The sequence below is a fragment of the Streptomyces sp. NPDC046759 genome (assembly GCF_040645475.1).
GTDB lineage: Bacteria > Actinomycetota > Actinomycetes > Streptomycetales > Streptomycetaceae > Streptomyces.
Window position 1 is genome coordinate 26,529 of the sequence record NZ_JBEYYJ010000003.1, and the last position, 16,387, is coordinate 42,915.

Annotated in this window: 11 protein-coding genes; all 11 read left to right on the plus strand. The window is 69.1% G+C overall.

Annotated features, from left to right (window positions below; translation table 11 throughout):
• Positions 1-484 precede the first annotated feature (484 nt).
• The 11 genes from ABZ919_RS04920 (at position 485) to ABZ919_RS04970 (ending at position 15,426) form a co-directional block, all read left to right on the plus strand.
• Positions 485-697 carry a hypothetical protein gene (locus tag ABZ919_RS04920; RefSeq protein ID WP_361242913.1) on the plus strand — a complete coding sequence of 71 codons (213 nt, stop codon included), beginning with the start codon at positions 485-487 and terminating at the stop codon, positions 695-697.
• A 363-nt stretch (positions 698-1,060) separates the two neighbouring features.
• Entirely contained in the window at positions 1,061-2,977 is a 1,917-nt protein-coding gene (locus ABZ919_RS04925; protein WP_361242915.1) for a hypothetical protein, read from the plus strand.
• 36 nt (positions 2,978-3,013) lie between these two features.
• A complete protein-coding gene (locus tag ABZ919_RS04930; protein ID WP_361242917.1) occupies positions 3,014-3,706 on the plus strand; it encodes a hypothetical protein in 693 nt (230 codons plus the stop codon).
• Positions 3,707-5,307: 1,601 nt separating this feature from the next.
• The gene (locus ABZ919_RS04935; protein WP_361243477.1) at positions 5,308-6,906 is read left to right on the plus strand and encodes a diacylglycerol kinase family protein; all 1,599 of its coding nucleotides are present in this window, start codon (positions 5,308-5,310) and stop codon (positions 6,904-6,906) included.
• Positions 6,907-7,860, plus strand: a complete 954-nt coding sequence (locus ABZ919_RS04940) for a YihY/virulence factor BrkB family protein (protein WP_361242919.1) — start codon at positions 6,907-6,909, stop codon at positions 7,858-7,860.
• On the plus strand, positions 7,861-8,643 hold the full coding sequence (locus ABZ919_RS04945; protein WP_361242921.1) for a phosphatase PAP2 family protein: 783 nt from the start codon (positions 7,861-7,863) through the stop codon (positions 8,641-8,643).
• A 337-nt stretch (positions 8,644-8,980) separates the two neighbouring features.
• A complete protein-coding gene (gene glgX, locus ABZ919_RS04950; RefSeq protein WP_361242923.1) occupies positions 8,981-11,074 on the plus strand; it encodes a glycogen debranching protein GlgX in 2,094 nt (697 codons plus the stop codon).
• A gap of 404 nt (positions 11,075-11,478) precedes the next feature.
• Positions 11,479-12,084: a PRC-barrel domain-containing protein gene (locus tag ABZ919_RS04955; RefSeq protein ID WP_361242925.1), complete on the plus strand. Its 606-nt coding sequence runs from the start codon at positions 11,479-11,481 to the stop codon at positions 12,082-12,084.
• On the plus strand, positions 12,081-12,512 hold the full coding sequence (locus ABZ919_RS04960; protein WP_361242927.1) for a PRC-barrel domain-containing protein: 432 nt from the start codon (positions 12,081-12,083) through the stop codon (positions 12,510-12,512). The genes ABZ919_RS04955 and ABZ919_RS04960 overlap by 4 nt, the downstream gene beginning before the upstream one ends.
• A 785-nt stretch (positions 12,513-13,297) precedes the next feature.
• On the plus strand, positions 13,298-14,506 hold the full coding sequence (locus tag ABZ919_RS04965; protein WP_361242929.1) for a phospholipase D-like domain-containing protein: 1,209 nt from the start codon (positions 13,298-13,300) through the stop codon (positions 14,504-14,506).
• 470 nt (positions 14,507-14,976) lie between these two features.
• Positions 14,977-15,426: an ATP-binding protein gene (locus tag ABZ919_RS04970; RefSeq protein ID WP_361242931.1), complete on the plus strand. Its 450-nt coding sequence runs from the start codon at positions 14,977-14,979 to the stop codon at positions 15,424-15,426.
• The last annotated feature ends 961 nt before the right edge of the window (positions 15,427-16,387 follow it).

Consider the following 16,387-nt stretch of genomic DNA (forward strand, 5'->3'; position numbering starts at 1 on the left):
CCCGAGCGCCGACGGCACCTCCGCCCCGCGTCCGACCGGCCCGGCGGCCGGTGGCCGGATGCGCGCTGCAGTGCCGCGCCATCGCAATCGGCCCTGGTGATGCCACGCAAGTGAACGGCAGTGCGACTTTGAACGAATGTCGCATTTGAATTGTTTGCACTTTTCCTTCGGTTTCGGCTACTGTCCGGGATCTCCGGACGAATCGTTCGGAGGCTTTGGACGGCGGGCGGTTGTCTCCCAGTTCCGCCGCGCCCCGACTCCGCTGCCGGGTTTCCGCATGACCCGGCTGCGGAGGAAGGGATTTCTCGCCGTCCACCGATCCTGCGGCACGGCCGTGCAGACAACCTGCTTCTCGCTCACCGTCAGCCGGAACGCGCCGGCAGGCCGAAACGAGGCCGGACAGCGGCCCGACGGCATGTTGGGCCGTAACGCACCGGAACTCGTTTTGTTCACACATCACTTGAAGGCTGAAAGGAGTCTTTTCATGAACATGGACCAGCTCGAGGCCGAGACCGCAGAACTGCTGCCGAGGCGTGAGGCGCTCGGCAAGTTCTCGTTCAACTTCGCCAAGATGACCACCGTCACGAAGAAGGTGGCGCACGTGGACGCGCACAACGAATCGGCCGCGCTGAACCAGTGCTCGCCGTACGCGGTCGCCCAGTCCGAAGCCACGCAGAGCATCAGCGTGCAGCAGTAACGCGGACCGGGCAGGGTCAGGTCGGCAAACGGACCTGGCCCTGCCCGGGTCACCTGGCAGATCCTCACCACGCCACGGCCGGCTCGCTGCTCATGGTGCATCAAGAGCCGTGGCAGCCAGCCCGGTTGGCCAATAGAACCCGCGAGTACGCTTCCGGCCCACTCGGCCTCGGTGACCGAGCCGTCCGCGTCGGGACCGCTCTCCTCGCACCGAACCTCACCTCACCGCGCACCCGCCGCCCGTGACCGCCCCCATGCGGTCGTGCCCTCTTGGGCGGCTGCCGGGATGCAACGACACCCCAACCGGCATCCGCTGCACACCGCGCACATGTGTCGAACCGTCAGATGCGCCCAGGAGAAGACCATGCCGGCGTCCGAAGACAACAGAAGCCTCACCAAGCTGCAGGCCCACGCTCCACACCCCGGACATTCCCCCGGGCAGACGGTCGCCACGCTCGCGTCCGGTCCCCTCGCACACCCGGCGCCCGCCATGACGGCCGGCACCCCGGCGTCCCCGAGCACCGCACCCGTCCCGCAACCGAGCCACCGTCTGCAGACCCTTGGTGAATACAAGGGGTCGGGCTTCACCGAGCGCCGATACATCGTCCGCCGCGGCGACGGACAAGTGATCCAGCTGTCGCGCCTGCTGTACCTCGTCGTCAGCAGTGTCGACGGCGTCCGCGACGCCGAGGCGATCTCCCACCGGGTCAGTGGCCGCTACGGGGCCGAAGTCACCACGGAGAACATCGTCTACCTGGTGGAGCACAAGCTCACCCCGCTCGGGATCACCGTCCCCTTCGAAGACCACCCCGGCGAGGTCTTCACTCCCCGCTCCGACCTGCTGCTTGCCCTGCGCGGCCACAAAGTGATCTTCCATGAGGGGCACGTGGCCCGCATCGCCACCGCGCTCGCATGGCTGCACCGGCCCCTGGTGGTGGTGCTGACGCTGGCGGGCGTCGTCGTCATGGACGCCTGGCTCTTCGCCGTCCACGGAGCCATGACACCCGTGCTGCAGGTGCTCGAACAGCCGCTGTGGATGCTCATCATCTTCGCGCTGACCGTGGCCTCCCTCCTCTTCCACGAGTTCGGGCACGCGTCGGCCTGCCGGTACAGCGGAGCAGTGCCCGGGAAGATCGGATGCGGCATCTTCCTGATCTGGCCGTCCATGTACACGGACGTCACCGACGTGTACCGGATCGGGAAGGCCGGCCGCCTGCGCACCGGACTGGGCGGCGTCTACTTCAACGTCATCTTCATGCTGGCCCTCACCGCAGCCTCCCTGCTCACCGGCCAGTCCTTCCTTCTCGCCGCGGTGTACCTCGCGCACTTCGAAGTCCTCGAGCAGCTCGTACCGGCGGTGCGGCTGGACGGCTACTACATCCTGGGCGACCTCGCCGGCGTACCCGACCTGTACGGCAAGGTCAAGCCGATCCTGCTGAGCTTGCTGCCCGGGCACCACCGGGCCGCAGCGCAGGTGGCGGACCTCAAACGCTCCGCACGAACCATCGTGACGGTGTGGGTGCTGACCATGGTCCCACTGCTGCTCGCCGAGGCGGCGTACGCCCTGTGGAACCTGCCGCGCCTGCTGGCCACTGCGGCGCGCGGCCTGCACGACCAATGCCTGGGAACGATCGCGGCGTTCGCCGACGGGCACATGGCGGCCGGGCTGGTCGGAGTGATCGGCACATTCATGCTGCTGTGCCCGATGGCGGGAGGCGCCTACCTCGCCGCCCGGCTGGCAGCCCGCCTTTGGCGTGCTGCCGCGAGGGCGAGTGCAGGAAGGCCGGTGGTGCGTCTGGCGCTGGCCGCCGCGGCCGCCGTGGGCTGCGCCGTCCTCGCCACGGCCTGGGTGCAGGGCCTGACCCCCCAACCGCTTCCGGAAGCGGCCCCGGTCACCCCCGTCCTGCAACCGGGCAAACCCGCACCGCGCACCCCGTCCCCCACCCCCACACACGCCACTGCGACGCATCCGGCCGCCCGCCACTCCGTCGGCGCCACGCCCGGGCAGAGCCGCCCTGCGCAAGTCCCCCACCCCACCGCAAGCGGCCGGCGCACCCCCGCGGCCACACCGTCCGCCGCATCCCCGGCAGCCCCGCCGCCCGGCACCGGCTCACCGGGCCCCACGACGTCGGCCGGCACCACGCCCACCAGCCCCGCTCCCAGCGTGTCCACGAGTCAGACCCCCACCGAATCCCCCTCCGACTCCTCCTCGCCCTCGCAGCCTCCCCCCACCTCGCCACCGCCCTCGGCGACCGCGCCATCGATCCCGAGCCATTCCTGACACCACGCACCACCGCACCCTATGCAGGAGAAGACCATGCACCATCGCAAGCCGCGCACCCCCAGGGCCACCAAGACGGCCGTCCGTCTCGGTGTCGCCGTCACCGCCGGCCTGGCCATGACGGCCGTCACCACCGCGGCGCGCGCCACCCCCGGCCGTGCCGGCATCTCCCACGACGTCGCCATCGCTGTCGACGCCGCGCTCAGCCACGCAGACAGGACTCACGTGAACCAGTTCGACCAATCCTTCGTGCTCCACGAATACGGCCCCTCCGTCGCCGTGACGGCCAACAACCGGGCCACCGCGGTCTCGGCGGGATGCTCCCTGGACGCCCCCTGCCGTTCCGTCGCGCTCTCCTACCAGATCGTCACCACGGCCGGCCGGAACGCCCGCCTGATCAACGCCACCAACATCAGCAGGTCCGTCAACGAACACTGCCCGGCGTGCCAGACTGTCTCCGCCGCCTACCAATTCGTCGTGGCCACACCCCGGCAGTTCAGCCTGAGTCGCCAGGCGCGCAGCGAACTGAACAGCATCAACCGCCAGGTGGACGCCCTCAGGGCGTCCCGCCTGCCGATCGACCAGATCACGCGTCAGGCCGACGAGCTCGCCCGGCAGGTCAAAGCCGTCCTCGACCGTGAGGCGGCACGCGCACCACGCACCAGTGGCGGCAACGACCCCTTGGCCGACTTCATGCCGACCGTGACGATGCACCGCTACGTCCGCTGACCTGCTCCCCCGGGCCCGGCCCCGCGGCCGGGGCCGGGCCCGGGGACCGCGTCCCGGACTGCGGCCTGCTTCCCCGCAGGCGACGGCCGCGCGCGACCGCCCGGCGGACGGATGCCGGCAGGCCCCACCCCACACGTGCCGAGTTCGCCCTTGGCGCACTGGCGGCCGACCTTGCCGGCCCGGAGTCGCGTGCCCAACCGGTGCCTCTTCAATCCACGAAAGGCCCAGTTGCCGCGCCTGCCGAGGCAGCGGGGGTGGCGGCTGCGGACCCCCGTCCGGCGTGCGCCGGCCGGGCCCCTCCCGCTGTGTGTTGCCCCTGGCTCGGCGGCCGTTGTGAAGCGAGCGGCTGCGCAGCACATCGAGGAGGCCCACCGAGAGCGACACCGCCTGGTGTCCTAGTGCGGGCCGCGGAGGGAGCGCAGGCCGCCATCCGTGGACCCGGCCGCGCGATTCAGCGGCGGCAGTCGTAGCCCTCGGCCCTAGCCTTCCGCCGTGACCTTCCTCTCCCCCGTCGAACCGCCGGTCACTCGCAGATCCGATCATCGGCATCGGCCCATTCCCCGGCTTTGCCCCTATCGCCCATCATAGGGACGCCGTGCGCGCCACTCGTCCTGAGCGTCTCCGAGGGGGCGGATGTCGGCGCGCCGCCCATCCCTGTCGGTCCACTCCCGCGGATCGCAGGACGCCGCCAAAGCCCACCATGCGCCCGACGCCCAGTCGCGGCTGCCCCATTGCGCACCCAGTGGCGTTCAAAGCTCGACGACATAGTAGTTTCTCGCTCAGCCACATCCTGACGCCATGCACAAACCTCCCCGGCCTGGCCCCGGAGAGGGGGGCCGGTTGCGGTGGCGGTCCGCGCAGGAGCGAGCGGGGCAGCCCTCGATCACGGCGGCGCGTCCCGGTCAGCGCCTTGTCGCCGGCACCTGGCAGGCCGCCGCCGCCCGAGCGCGCACACCCGAGCACGCCGGAACCGGAGACGGGCGAAGAGTGGGTATGTCCAGGACGTGACTGTGCCAGCCCTTCGGGTGGCTGCTCCGGACGCCGCGAGTTCCATCCCAGCGTCGGCCGAGGCAAGCGGCCTACAGGTCGGCACGGGACAGCCGACACAGCAGGCCGTCAGCTGTGTTCAGTTGAGCAGGAAGGTCCTGAACCATCGGGTCGACCATGGGGGTTCGCCCGAGGGAGAGGCCTACATTCTCAAGCTCGACCGTCAGGCGGCAAGGACCGCGGGGACAGTCGATTTCTCCGACTACGAGAAGCGGGTCCGTGCAGCGACCCCCGCCGGTGAGCCAGGTGATCGGCGGCACCAAGGCGGCCGGTCGGTCTCCTGAGGCGGAGTGAGCCGGACGTAGGTCTGCCTGCTTCGGAGCTGAGCGGGCATACGGCGGTGAGCCAGGGGACGACCTCCGGCCGAACATGCCGCGAGACGTGATCAGGGGGTACGGATGCCGACCGCTGCAACGGGAACACCTGCCGAGTTGCCCGGTGAAAGACCTGGGCACCGCCCCGGCGCCACCAGGAGCGGCCGCTCCGCAGTGCCGCACGGAATCGGTTGGTCCGCTGGATGGATCAGCGCGCTGACCACCTGCCAGGCGGCGTTGATGGTGGGGATCGGCCTGCTGATCACCGGACCCGCCCACGGTCTGTGGCCGCTGACGGTCGAGGACAAGGTCGATGAAGCCTTCGAGCGTATGCGCACAGGCTCTCTCACCGCGTTGTCATCGGTCGCGTCCGAGGCCGGCGACACCCCGACGGTGATCACCGTGACTCTGTTGAGCTGTCTGGGCCTGATCCTGATCCCCAGGCTCCCGATGTGGCGGCAGTCAGCCTTCCTCGCCCTCGCCGTGTCGTTGCAGTCGCTGGTCTTCCTGGTCATCACCGTGGCGGTCGACCGTCACCGTCCGGAGGTGCACCGTCTCGACGGCTCGCTGCCCACCTCCAGCTACACCTCCGGTCACACCGGTGCGGCCACCGCACTCTACGGCGGCCTGGCTGTGCTGGTGCTGTCCCGGTTGCGCGGTCCCTGGCGGAGAGTCGTGGCCGGCCTGCTGTTCCTCATTCCCGTCGCGGTGGGCCTCGCACGACTGTACCGGGGCATGCACCACCCCACCGATGTCGTGGGCGGTCTCGTGAATGGCGGCCTGTCCCTGCTGATCGTCCAACGTGCCTTGCTCACGGACGGATTCGTGACTGCTGCGCCCGTCGCCTCCACGCTCCCCGCCGTCGCCGACCGCGCGGGGCGGCCGCCCGGTCACGCCGCGGTGATCTTCAATCCCACCGTCACCGACCGGACCGACCGCGAAGCGCTGCGCCGGGTCCTGGAAAGACACGGCTATGACGAACCGGCGTTCAAGGAGACCTCCGCCGAGGACCCGGGGGGTGGCCAGACGGCCGATGCCGTCCGCCAGGGTGCCATGCTCGTGGTGGTCTGCGGGGGCGACGGCACGGTTCGCGCTGCCGCCGACGCCCTGGCGGGCACGGAGGTTCCTCTCCTGCTGGTGCCCTGCGGAACCGGCAACCTCCTGGCCCGCAACCTCGGACTGCCGCTGTCTCCTGCCGACGCGCTCGATGCCGCGCTGCGTGGTACGACGCGCCACATCGACCTCGGCCGCATCGAGGGCGACGGCCTGGCCGCCACCCACTTCGCCGCCATGGCCGGCGCCGGCCTCGACGCCGCGATGCTGGAGCGCGCCAATCACAGCGACCGCGCGAAGGCCGTGCTGGGCTGGACCGCCTATGCGGTGTCAGTTCTCCGCGTGCTGCGCACCCCTCGGATGAGTGTGAACATCCGCCTGGACGGCGCGCCGGCCCTGCGCCGTACGGCCCGCATGGTGCTCCTCGGCAACATCGGCACCGTACAGAGCGGTTTGACGCTGCTCCCGGGTGCCCGTTACGACGACGGACGGCTCGACCTGTTGATCCTGGACCCGCGGGGACTCGGTGGCTGGATGCGCGCCGTATGGGCGCTCCTGCGGGGCAGGACCATGGAACCGTCGTCGGCCGCAGCCACCGTTCCCGCACAGAACGGCCGCACGGACGGCGCACCTGTGGAGTTCTTCGACTTCCGGCATGCCGAGATCACCTTCGACGACCTGCAGCCCCGCGAACTCGACGGCGATCCCGTGGCACCCGGCCGCCGCCTGATCGCAGAGGTCAGGCCGGGCGCCCTGACCATGCTGCTGCCGGCACGGGGGGAATAGGTGGGTACCGCCACCAAGGTCCCCGAGACACGGGACATGAGCGGAGAGGAACTGTCCGCCGACGAGGCCTGGGCCGCGCTACGCCGTTACGGCGGCTGGTCGCTGCTGCGCGATGCCTTCATCCGCTTCCGCTACGCCGACGGCTTCAGTCACGCCCGGGCTCTCGCCCTGCAGACGGTACTCGCGGTCGTCCCCCTGGTCATCGCCTTCGTCGGTCTGTCCACCACACTCCACACCGAGAATGTCGGCAGGGTCGCCGAACTCACGATCCACCGGATCGCACAGGGTCCCAGCGCCGGCGTCGTCGACGACGCGCTCGACAGCAGCCGTCACACGTCGGGCGGCGGCGCCGAGGCCGCCCTCTGGTTCGGCGCGGCCTTCTCCCTGGTCAACGTCACCACCGCCATGTGCCAGATCGAGCGCGGCGCCAACCGGATCTACGGCAACGAACGCGACCGTCCCTTCCACCACAAGTACCTGCGCGGCCTGGTGATGTCCGTCGGCGCCGGCCTTCCGCTCGGCCTCGGGTTCGTCGCCATGGTCGCCGGCGACTACCTCGCCTCCGCGGCGGTCACGGTCTACCACCTCGGCGGCAGCGCCCAGAAGGCCTGGGACATCCTGCGCTGGCCGCTCGGTCTGCTGCTGGCCCTGATCTCCGCGAGCGCCGTCTTCCGCCGTTCCCCACGCCGCAGACAGCCGGGCTACACCTGGCTCGCCTTCGGTGCGGCCGTGTACCTGCTGCTGTGGATGACACTGACCTGGCTGCTGAGCCTGTACCTCAACCTCAGCGGCTCCTTCGACACCGTCTACGGCCCGCTGAGCGCCTTCATGTCGCTGCTGCTGTGGGCCTACCTGACCTCGATCGCCCTGTTCCTCGGGCTGTCCTTCGCCGCCCAGCTGGAAGCGGCACGCGGTCGGCGTCCCGGCCCGGTCCAAGAAGATCCGGGAGTCTGAATGGGCACGCTGACCGCCCTACGGCAGCTTCGTGCACGTCGCCAGCAGGCCGACCGCAGATTCGGCGCACGGCTGCTCGTCTCCGCAGCCGTCGCCGCTGCGGCCGCGGTGCCCTTCGCACTGATCCTGGTACTGGTCGAGGGGCAGTGGGCGCCCTTGCGGCGCATCGACATCGGCGCCGCACAACGCCTGCACGAAGTCGCCGTCCGTCACCCGGCCTGGACCGCCGTCCTGCACCTGCTGTCCGACCGGGTCTGGGACCCCGTCACCCTGCGCGTGGCTGTCGCGGCCCTGACCGTCTGGCTGCTCCACCGCAGGGCGTGGCGCCTGGCTGCTTGGGCGACGGTGACCGCCGTGGCGGGCGGGCTGATCGGCTTGCTGGTCAAGACGGTTGTGGAACGTGTCCGACCGGCTCTGCAGGACCCCGTGGCGCATGCCCCGGGCTACTCCTTCCCGTCCGGCCACGCGATGACGGCCACCACGTCCTTCGCCATCTTCGTCCTGGTGCTCCTGCCCCTGGTACCGACGGTCTGGCGGACCACCTGCTGGTGCGTCGCCGTGTTCAGCGTGCTCGGCGTCGGCTTCACCAGAGTCGCCCTCGGTGTGCACTGGTTCAGCGACGTCCTGGGCGGCTGGCTGCTCGGCCTTGCGGTCGTCGCCGTCACTACCGCGGCCTTCGAAGCGTGGCGTACCGAAGCCGGTCTTGGGCACCACCCGGTGAGCGAGGGCCTGGAACCCGAACTCACAGAAGCCACGCACGGGCCGGGCCGGTCACGCCCGTAGGGACTCGGGCGGTCAGATGCGTCTGTACCAGCGCCTCATGGGCGACCCGGTTGCTCGACAAGTTGGTCCGGCGCACCTGGTACGGCCCCTCCCATCCGGCGAGTTCTCTCTCACAGGCAAAGCCGCCACTGACGCGCATCCCTTGAACGTACGTCGACGATGTGCTGCGACGTCGTACTCGTCACCCTTGGTCGTGCAGGGCAGCAACGCGCATGCTCACCGGGGACGAGGGCAAAAGGGAACGAACGAGGCGGGGCTGCCCACCATCCGCGTTGGGGAGGGGCGTGACGTGCGTATCTGGCAGGAAAACACCGAGGTAGGCCCGCGACCGGGACAGATGTCGCCCTTGGGTGCGGCCTTCGACGGTGCCGGGACGAACTTCGCCGTGTTCTCCGAAGTGGCCGAGCGCGTGGAGCTGTGTCTCTTCGATGAAGACGGCGCCGAAGAGCGCGTCGTGCTGAAGGAAGTGGACGGCTTCGTCCACCACATCTACTTGCCCGGCGTCGGCCCGGGCCGGCGCTACGGGTTCCGGGTCCACGGCCCGTACCGGCCCGAGCGTGGTGAGCGCTGCAACCCGGGCAAGCTGCTGCTAGACCCCTACGCCAGAGCGATCGAGGGTGAGGTCGACTGGAACGAGGCGCTGTTCCCCTACCACTTCGACGCTCCCGGCCGGCGCAACGACCTCGACTCCGCTCCGTACGCGCCGAAGTCGGTGGTGGTGAACCCCTTCTTCGACTGGGGCAACGACCACCCACCGCACATCCCGTATCACGAGACCGTGATCTACGAGGCCCATGTGAAGGGCATGACGAAGACCCACCCGGCGATACCGGAGGCGATGCGCGGCACGTACGCCGCACTGGCGCACCCGGCCATGCTCGACTACTTCGTCAAGCTGGGTGTCACCGCAGTGGAGTTGATGCCGGTCCACCAGTTCGTCCAGGACCACGCGCTGGTGGAGCGAGGACTGTCCAACTACTGGGGATACAACACCATCGGCTTCTTCGCCCCGCACAACGCCTACTGCTCGTCCGGGCAGCGAGGCGAACAGGTGCAGGAGTTCCGCTCGATGGTCAGGGCCCTGCACGAGGCAGGCATCGAGGTCATCCTCGACGTTGTCTACAACCACACCGCCGAGGGCAACCACCTCGGGCCCGTGCTGTCGCTGCGCGGACTGGACAACGCGGCGTACTACCGCCTGTCCCCGGAGGATCCGCGCTTCTACTGGGACACCACCGGCACGGGCAACAGCCTGCGGATGAACCACCCGCACACCCTGCAGCTCATCATGGACTCGCTGCGCTACTGGGTGACCGAGATGCACGTCGACGGCTTCCGCTTCGACCTGGCCGCCACCCTGGCGCGCCAGTTTCACGAGGTGGACCGGCTGTCGTCGTTCTTCGACCTCGTCCAGCAGGACCCGGTCATCTCCCGAGTGAAGCTCATCGCCGAGCCCTGGGACGTGGGCGACGGCGGCTACCAGGTCGGCAACTTCCCGCCGCTGTGGACCGAGTGGAACGGCAAGTACCGCGACACCGTACGCGACTTCTGGCGCGGCGAAGGCGGCACGCTCGGCGAGTTCGCCTCCCGCCTCACCGGCTCCTCCGACCTGTACCAGAACGACGGCCGCCGGCCCTATGCCTCGGTCAACTTCGTCACCGCGCACGACGGCTTCACCCTGCGCGACCTCGTCTCGCACAACGGCAAGCACAACGAGGCCAACGGCGAGGGCAACCACGACGGCGAAGACCACAACCGCTCGTGGAACTGCGGTGCCGAAGGCCCCACCCACGATCGCGGCGTTCTCGCGCTCCGCGCCCGCCAGCAGCGCAACCTCCTCGCCACCCTGCTGCTCTCCCAGGGCGTACCCATGCTGCTGCACGGCGACGAACTCGGCCGCACCCAGCGCGGCAACAACAACGCCTACTGCCAGGACAACGAACTGACCTGGATCGACTGGGCACAGGTCACCGAAGGAAGCGAGCTGCTCGACTTCACCCGTAAGCTGATCACCCTGCGCCGCGAGCACCCCGTCTTCCGTCGGCGACGGTTCTTCAGGGGACGGGCGGCGCAGGCATCCGGCGAGGCGGTGAAGGACCTCACCTGGTTCACCCCTGCCGGGCGGGAGATGACCGACACCGACTGGGACACCGGCTTCGCCAGGTCCCTGATGGTCCATCTCAACGGCAGGGCCATCACGGAACCGGACCTGCGGGGCCTGCGCGTGGAGGACGACTCGTTCCTCCTCCTGTTCAACGCCCACAGCCAGGCTCTCGGCTTCACCGTTCCCGAAGGGCTCGATCCGTGGTGGGCGGTGGAGGTGGACACCGCCATCCCGTACACCGAGTACCGGCCGCTGATCAAGGGCGGCAGCGAAGTGGAGGTCGAGGGCCGCTCCGTGCTCGTCCTCCGGGCTCACCAGGACAATTGATCTCAACTCCCGACCTCGATCTCCTCAAGTCCTACGAGGGCCTCGCCACATCCCGGTGGTCGCTCTCACGACGTCCTCGGTGGAGGAAGGAATCCCGCGCAGCCGTCTGCCCCCGGCGGAGTCACTCCCAGGGGTGACCTGGTCCGCCGACTCCGACCGCGGAAGGCGTGCGAACCCGTACTGCGGGCAAGCGGATAGCCCAGGGACCGCCGGACAGAACGACGGCCAACGGCGAAGTCGGACGGTAGGAGGAGGTCGGCGATGGAGTGGTGGGGCTGGGTGGTACTCCTCATCTTGGCGGTGGGCTTGCTCGCCGCGGCGACGCTGGCGGTTCAGGCCAGACGCCGCAGCGGCACCGTGATCGCGGTGCGTACGGGCCACCGGACCAGTCGGGAGGATCCGCGGTGATCGCACTCATGCTGGCCTCGGAACTGACCAAACGAGTGGTCGTGACGCTGGGAGGCGAGGCCGTCGCCCAGATCAAGGACACCGTCTTCGACGCTCAGGCGGGCCGGATCACCGGTTTCACCCTGAGCGGACGCGGCCTGTTGGCCGGTCCCCTCAAGGAGAGCCTGCCTTTCTCCGAGGTGCACGCCATCGGGCCGTCCGCCGTGATGATTCTCAGTGAGGCGGTCCTGGAGAAGCGGGACTTGGTCGTGGGAGCCGGCGAAGCCGGACACGGCCAGGTCATCGGCGCGCCCGTCCTCACGGATCAGGGGGCGGAGATCGGCACGGTCCTGGATGTCGTGATCGAGGCCGGCAGCAGCGGACGGGTGATCGGATTCGAGATCGCCGCCCGCGAAAACCCGGAGGACCGGGAGCGGAAGGCGTTCATCCCACGCGGAGAGACACTGGCCGTCTCCGGACGGGCCCTGGTGGTTCCCGCGCACGCCCGCCACTTCGTCGCCGACGACCTGCCCAGCTTCAGCGCCCAGGTCGAAGCCTTCCGCGCGCACACCGCCGAGCAGTACGCGGGCACGGCCGGTATCGGAGAAGAGGGCCAGGGATGATGCTGTTCACTCAGGCTCAGGGCCTTCCCGTGATCACCGCGGAAGAGGCCGAGCCGCTGGGGCGAGTGGAAGGCCTGACCATCGACGCCCACACCAAAAGCGTCGCCTGCCTTCGCCTGTCCGGAGCCCCGAAGCACGCTGCTACCGTCGCCTGGCACGCGATCAAAGGGATGGGACGGGACGCCGTCATCGTGCACTCCCGCGCCGCCACCGACACCCGTCACGACAGGTTCCCAGCTCACCAAGAGGCGATGGGACACTCCGTCCTGACCGAGGACGGCACTGCCCACGGTACTGTCAAGGACATCGCCTTCGACGACACGACCGGACGGATCCGCACCCTGTACACAGCTCTAGGGGACATCTCCGGAGACCGTCTCATCGGCCTCGGCTCCTACGCCGTAGTGGTGTGTGTCGACTCCGTTTGACGAGGCTCACGCCGTTCTTGCGGTGGGAAACCAGCAGGTTCAAGCATGCCGACGGTCCCCACCGTCACCGGCGGATGGGACGGGACCGCAAGGTCCGCCAGCGGGCGGATCGGGGGAGGCTCCGGGGCGTCATGGCGAAGGAGGCCGCATATGGCTGACGCCGAACGGCCCGCCACCGCCTCGGACCGCCTCGGACCCCACAGGCGCAGATCCGGCAGAGCCGGTCGGGTCGGTGGACTAGCCTCGCCCGGCGACGGCAGTGCTGGATGCTCAGGGCCGGATCGTGCTGTCGAGTCCTCAAGCAAACTCGCTCACCAGAACGCTGCCCGGCTCGTCACACAGTGCCTAGCAGCGCCCGCCCCGTGGCGGTGCACCGCCGCTGACCCACGACGGCCTCGCCGCCATCGCCCGAGATGCCCAAGCCGCGGCACAGCTCGCCGAGGCCGGCACCGAGGCCGGCATCCAATCCTGCCTCGCCGTGGCTCTGATGGCCCGCTGAGGCCCTGGGCACCCTCGATCTCACGCAGGAGAGGGCTTCGTCAGGCAGGAGTGCTGGGCGCCGTCCAAGCTGCCGGCGCACACCCCTGCTGTGGACTCCCGCTGTGGTGTGGAGCCCCCTCTTTCGAGGAGCGCGACGCACTGGATGAACGGAGTCGTGTCCGATTGCGGGTGGGCTGGGCCCGGCGGACGGCTGGAGTAAGAGGGTGTCCGCCGGGCAATCGCTTGTTCGGGCTCGTCCTGCGGCCCACCAGCTTCTGTCTTCATGGCCCAGTGGGGGATTCGGCGTGATACTCGACGGTGTACCGGCACCCCCGTCTCGCGGCACCACACCTGACACGGCGGCGCGCAAGCAGCGCCTGCGCCGCCGCCTGGAGCGGCTGATCGGTGTGGCCGCCACTGAGGGAAACGAGCTGGTGCCCCTGCGCAACGGCGATGAGATCTTCCCCGCGATGCTCGGGGCGATCCGTTCGGCTCGGCACACCATCGACTTGATGACGTTCGTGTACTGGCGGGGGCAGATCGCCCATGATTTCGCCGCCGCTCTGGCCGAGCGCTCCCGCGCGGGGGTGCGGGTGCGGCTGCTGCTCGACGGCTTCGGCGCCAAAGAGATCGAGGGGCGACTGCTCGACCTCATGAGCGCCGCGGGTGTACAGGTGGCCTGGTTCCGCAAACCCGTGTGGCTGTCGCCGTTCAAGCAGAATCACCGCTGTCACCGCAAGGCCCTCGTCGTCGACGAGCACACCGCCTTCACCGGCGGTGTCGGCATCGCGGAGGAATGGTGTGGTGATGCACGCAACCCCGCCGAGTGGAGAGACACCCACGTCCAGGTCCGCGGTCCGGCCGTGGACGGCATCGCGGCCGCGTTCGCACAGAACTGGGCGGAGTGCCACGACGAACTCTTCGACGACCGTGATCGCTTCACGGAGCATCCGCAGGTCGGCTCGTCGGTGGTGCAGGTCGTCCGCGGCTCCGCGAGCATCGGCTGGCAGGACATGCAGACCCTCATCCGCGTCATGCTCACTTCCGCCGAGGAACGCTTCCGGCTGGCCACCGCCTACTTCGCCCCCGACACCTATTTCATCGACCTGCTGTGCGATACAGCGCGTCGAGGCGTGCGAGTCGAGATCCTGCTGCCAGGACCCCACACTGACCAGCGCACCTGTCAGCTCGCCGGTCAGCACCACTACACACAGCTGCTGCAGGCGGGCGTGCACATCCGTCAGTACCAGCCGACCATGATGCACGCCAAGATCATCACCGTGGACTCGGTCGCCTCCCTCATCGGATCCACCAATTTCAACCGCCGGTCCATGGACCACGACGAAGAGGTCATGCTCGCAGTCCTGGACGAGACGTTCACCGGCGCCCTCGACCGCGACTACGAGGCAGACCTGCTGCGCAGTGTGGAGATCGACCTCCCGCGATGGAGACGGCGGGCGGTACTGCAACGCGCCAAGGAAGCCGCGGTCACCCCGCTCCGGCGCTTCCTTTGAGCCGACCGTATCCCTGGCACAAAGACCGCCCACCGGCGCTGCTCACAGCGCCGGAGTCTGCGGGTCGTTTGACGGCCTCCTCGACGAGGCGCGGCAGCGACTCGCGTGACGCGGCGGACCGAAGGGGTCATTTGGGAGGACGGCCTGGGAGAACGCCGACCTCGCGGCACTTGTCACTACAGTGGTGGATCTCGCCCATGTCACCTTCGCCGACAGCATGCTTCTGCAGCACGCGACAACGCCGCTCAGATGAAAGCGAGTTCATGCTGAGGGGAGCCCTGCGCCCCTCGGTCGGACGGCATTTGACCATCAGCGGCAGCCTCAAACACTTCACGACCTTTGACTCGGACCCCTACAAGAGACCGTGTTCAGCGGTCACCCCCATGAGCGTGGCGAGAGCGGGTAGGCGAAAAAAGCCAACCGAAAACGATCAGTAACCAGAAAGCCGAACTCACTGCACAGGAAATTCCATGGTCATCCCGCTCAGAAAGCAGGCGACGGATGAGCGCGACTCGGCAGCACCCCTGCGCTACGGCGCCACCTGGAGCAGCGAAGGGACATCCATCGCCTACACCCGACAGGCCGTTCGCACGCTGCTCGTCCACGCCGGACACCCCTCCGACGACCAGACGGGCCAGGACGCCCAGATCGTCGTCAGTGAACTCGTCACCAACGCACTGCGTCACGCACCCGGCCCCGGCCGACTTCTGTTGGAACTCGACTCCGAGAGCGGCCTGCTGCGCATCACCGTCCGCGACTGTTCAGCGCGACCGCCGCGACTGCTGGTCCCCGACCCCAGCCGCATCGGGGGACACGGCATGCATTTGATCACCCGGCTCTGCGAACGGTTCCACACGGTCCGCCTCGACGACGGCAAAGAGGTCATAGCCGAACTCAGCCTACGCGGGAACACCTTCTAGCAACCGCGCACGGGAAGCCAGGGAACGCCGTACGCACAGATATGCCGCACCCCGCCGTAGCCCTCATAGCCCCCGGATTCCAAAGGCAGAGCGGGCGAAACTACACCGCAGGTTCCATCATCTGTCCACCGCCAGACCCGCACGGGCGTCAGTTTCAATGCAAGAATTTTCGAGGCACGGCCCGCCACACGTTCACCACCCCAGTTGCCACAGCAGTTGGCTGTCGAATTCCGTTCGGGCATTCCGGCCGGCACGGATGACGTCGGCGACGGGGGCCGCAGTGCAGCGCCGGTGATTTTCGCCGGGGTCGGGCCTCGATGCGGAAGCGCGTAGATGCCGAGCAACACCTGGGGGTCCGGTTGGGCGTGGCCGAGTGGCGACGGATCTCCCCGCCGGTGGGCACTCCTCTGTTCATCCGCCCGCTTGTGACGCCCTGCTGTCCGGGAGACTCGCGAGCAAGCCTTCACGCACCGCCCGGACCGGATGTGCCGCGCCTGGCCGTGGAAAGGCCGCGGGCGGGCGCACGGCAGGAGGTGTCTCTGAGTCAGAAAGCGGCCCGAAGGGGTGAGAGCATCCGCCTCATGGATGAGGCGGACGGTCGCGCGACTCGATGGTGGGCGGCGCTGTCCGTCCACCGGTGGCGGTCTGGAACGACGACGTCACCGACTGGGCTGCCGCTTTCACCTGGCACGGACAGTCTTCCTCGGCGGAGCGGGAGCGCTGGGGCCGGGTTGCAGCTGTCGCCCGACAGGGCGGGAAGGCACAGGGTCCGCACGGCGCAGGACGAGCACCGGGGCGACGGCGACCGCGGGCACGACCGGCCACCGCAGTACGCCCCCAGACGCCCTGCGGCCCCCGGCCCGGTACCCGGGTTCAGCAGCCCGGCCCGGACGCCGGGCCGGGCTGCTGATGAGGGAAATGGCGCCTGGCGGCACCTTGTCGGTGCTGCTCCTGTTGGCCG

Coding starts and splice junctions, on each gene's coding strand:
- ABZ919_RS04935 (WP_361243477.1), top strand. CDS start 5,308: ATGGTGGGGATCGGCCTGCTGATCACCGGACCCGCCCACGGTCTGTGG.
- ABZ919_RS04960 (WP_361242927.1), top strand. CDS start 12,081: ATGATGCTGTTCACTCAGGCTCAGGGCCTTCCCGTGATCACCGCGGAA.
- ABZ919_RS04970 (WP_361242931.1), top strand. CDS start 14,977: ATGGTCATCCCGCTCAGAAAGCAGGCGACGGATGAGCGCGACTCGGCA.
- ABZ919_RS04925 (WP_361242915.1), top strand. CDS start 1,061: ATGCCGGCGTCCGAAGACAACAGAAGCCTCACCAAGCTGCAGGCCCAC.
- ABZ919_RS04930 (WP_361242917.1), top strand. CDS start 3,014: ATGCACCATCGCAAGCCGCGCACCCCCAGGGCCACCAAGACGGCCGTC.
- glgX (WP_361242923.1), top strand. CDS start 8,981: ATGTCGCCCTTGGGTGCGGCCTTCGACGGTGCCGGGACGAACTTCGCC.
- ABZ919_RS04945 (WP_361242921.1), top strand. CDS start 7,861: ATGGGCACGCTGACCGCCCTACGGCAGCTTCGTGCACGTCGCCAGCAG.
- ABZ919_RS04920 (WP_361242913.1), top strand. CDS start 485: ATGAACATGGACCAGCTCGAGGCCGAGACCGCAGAACTGCTGCCGAGG.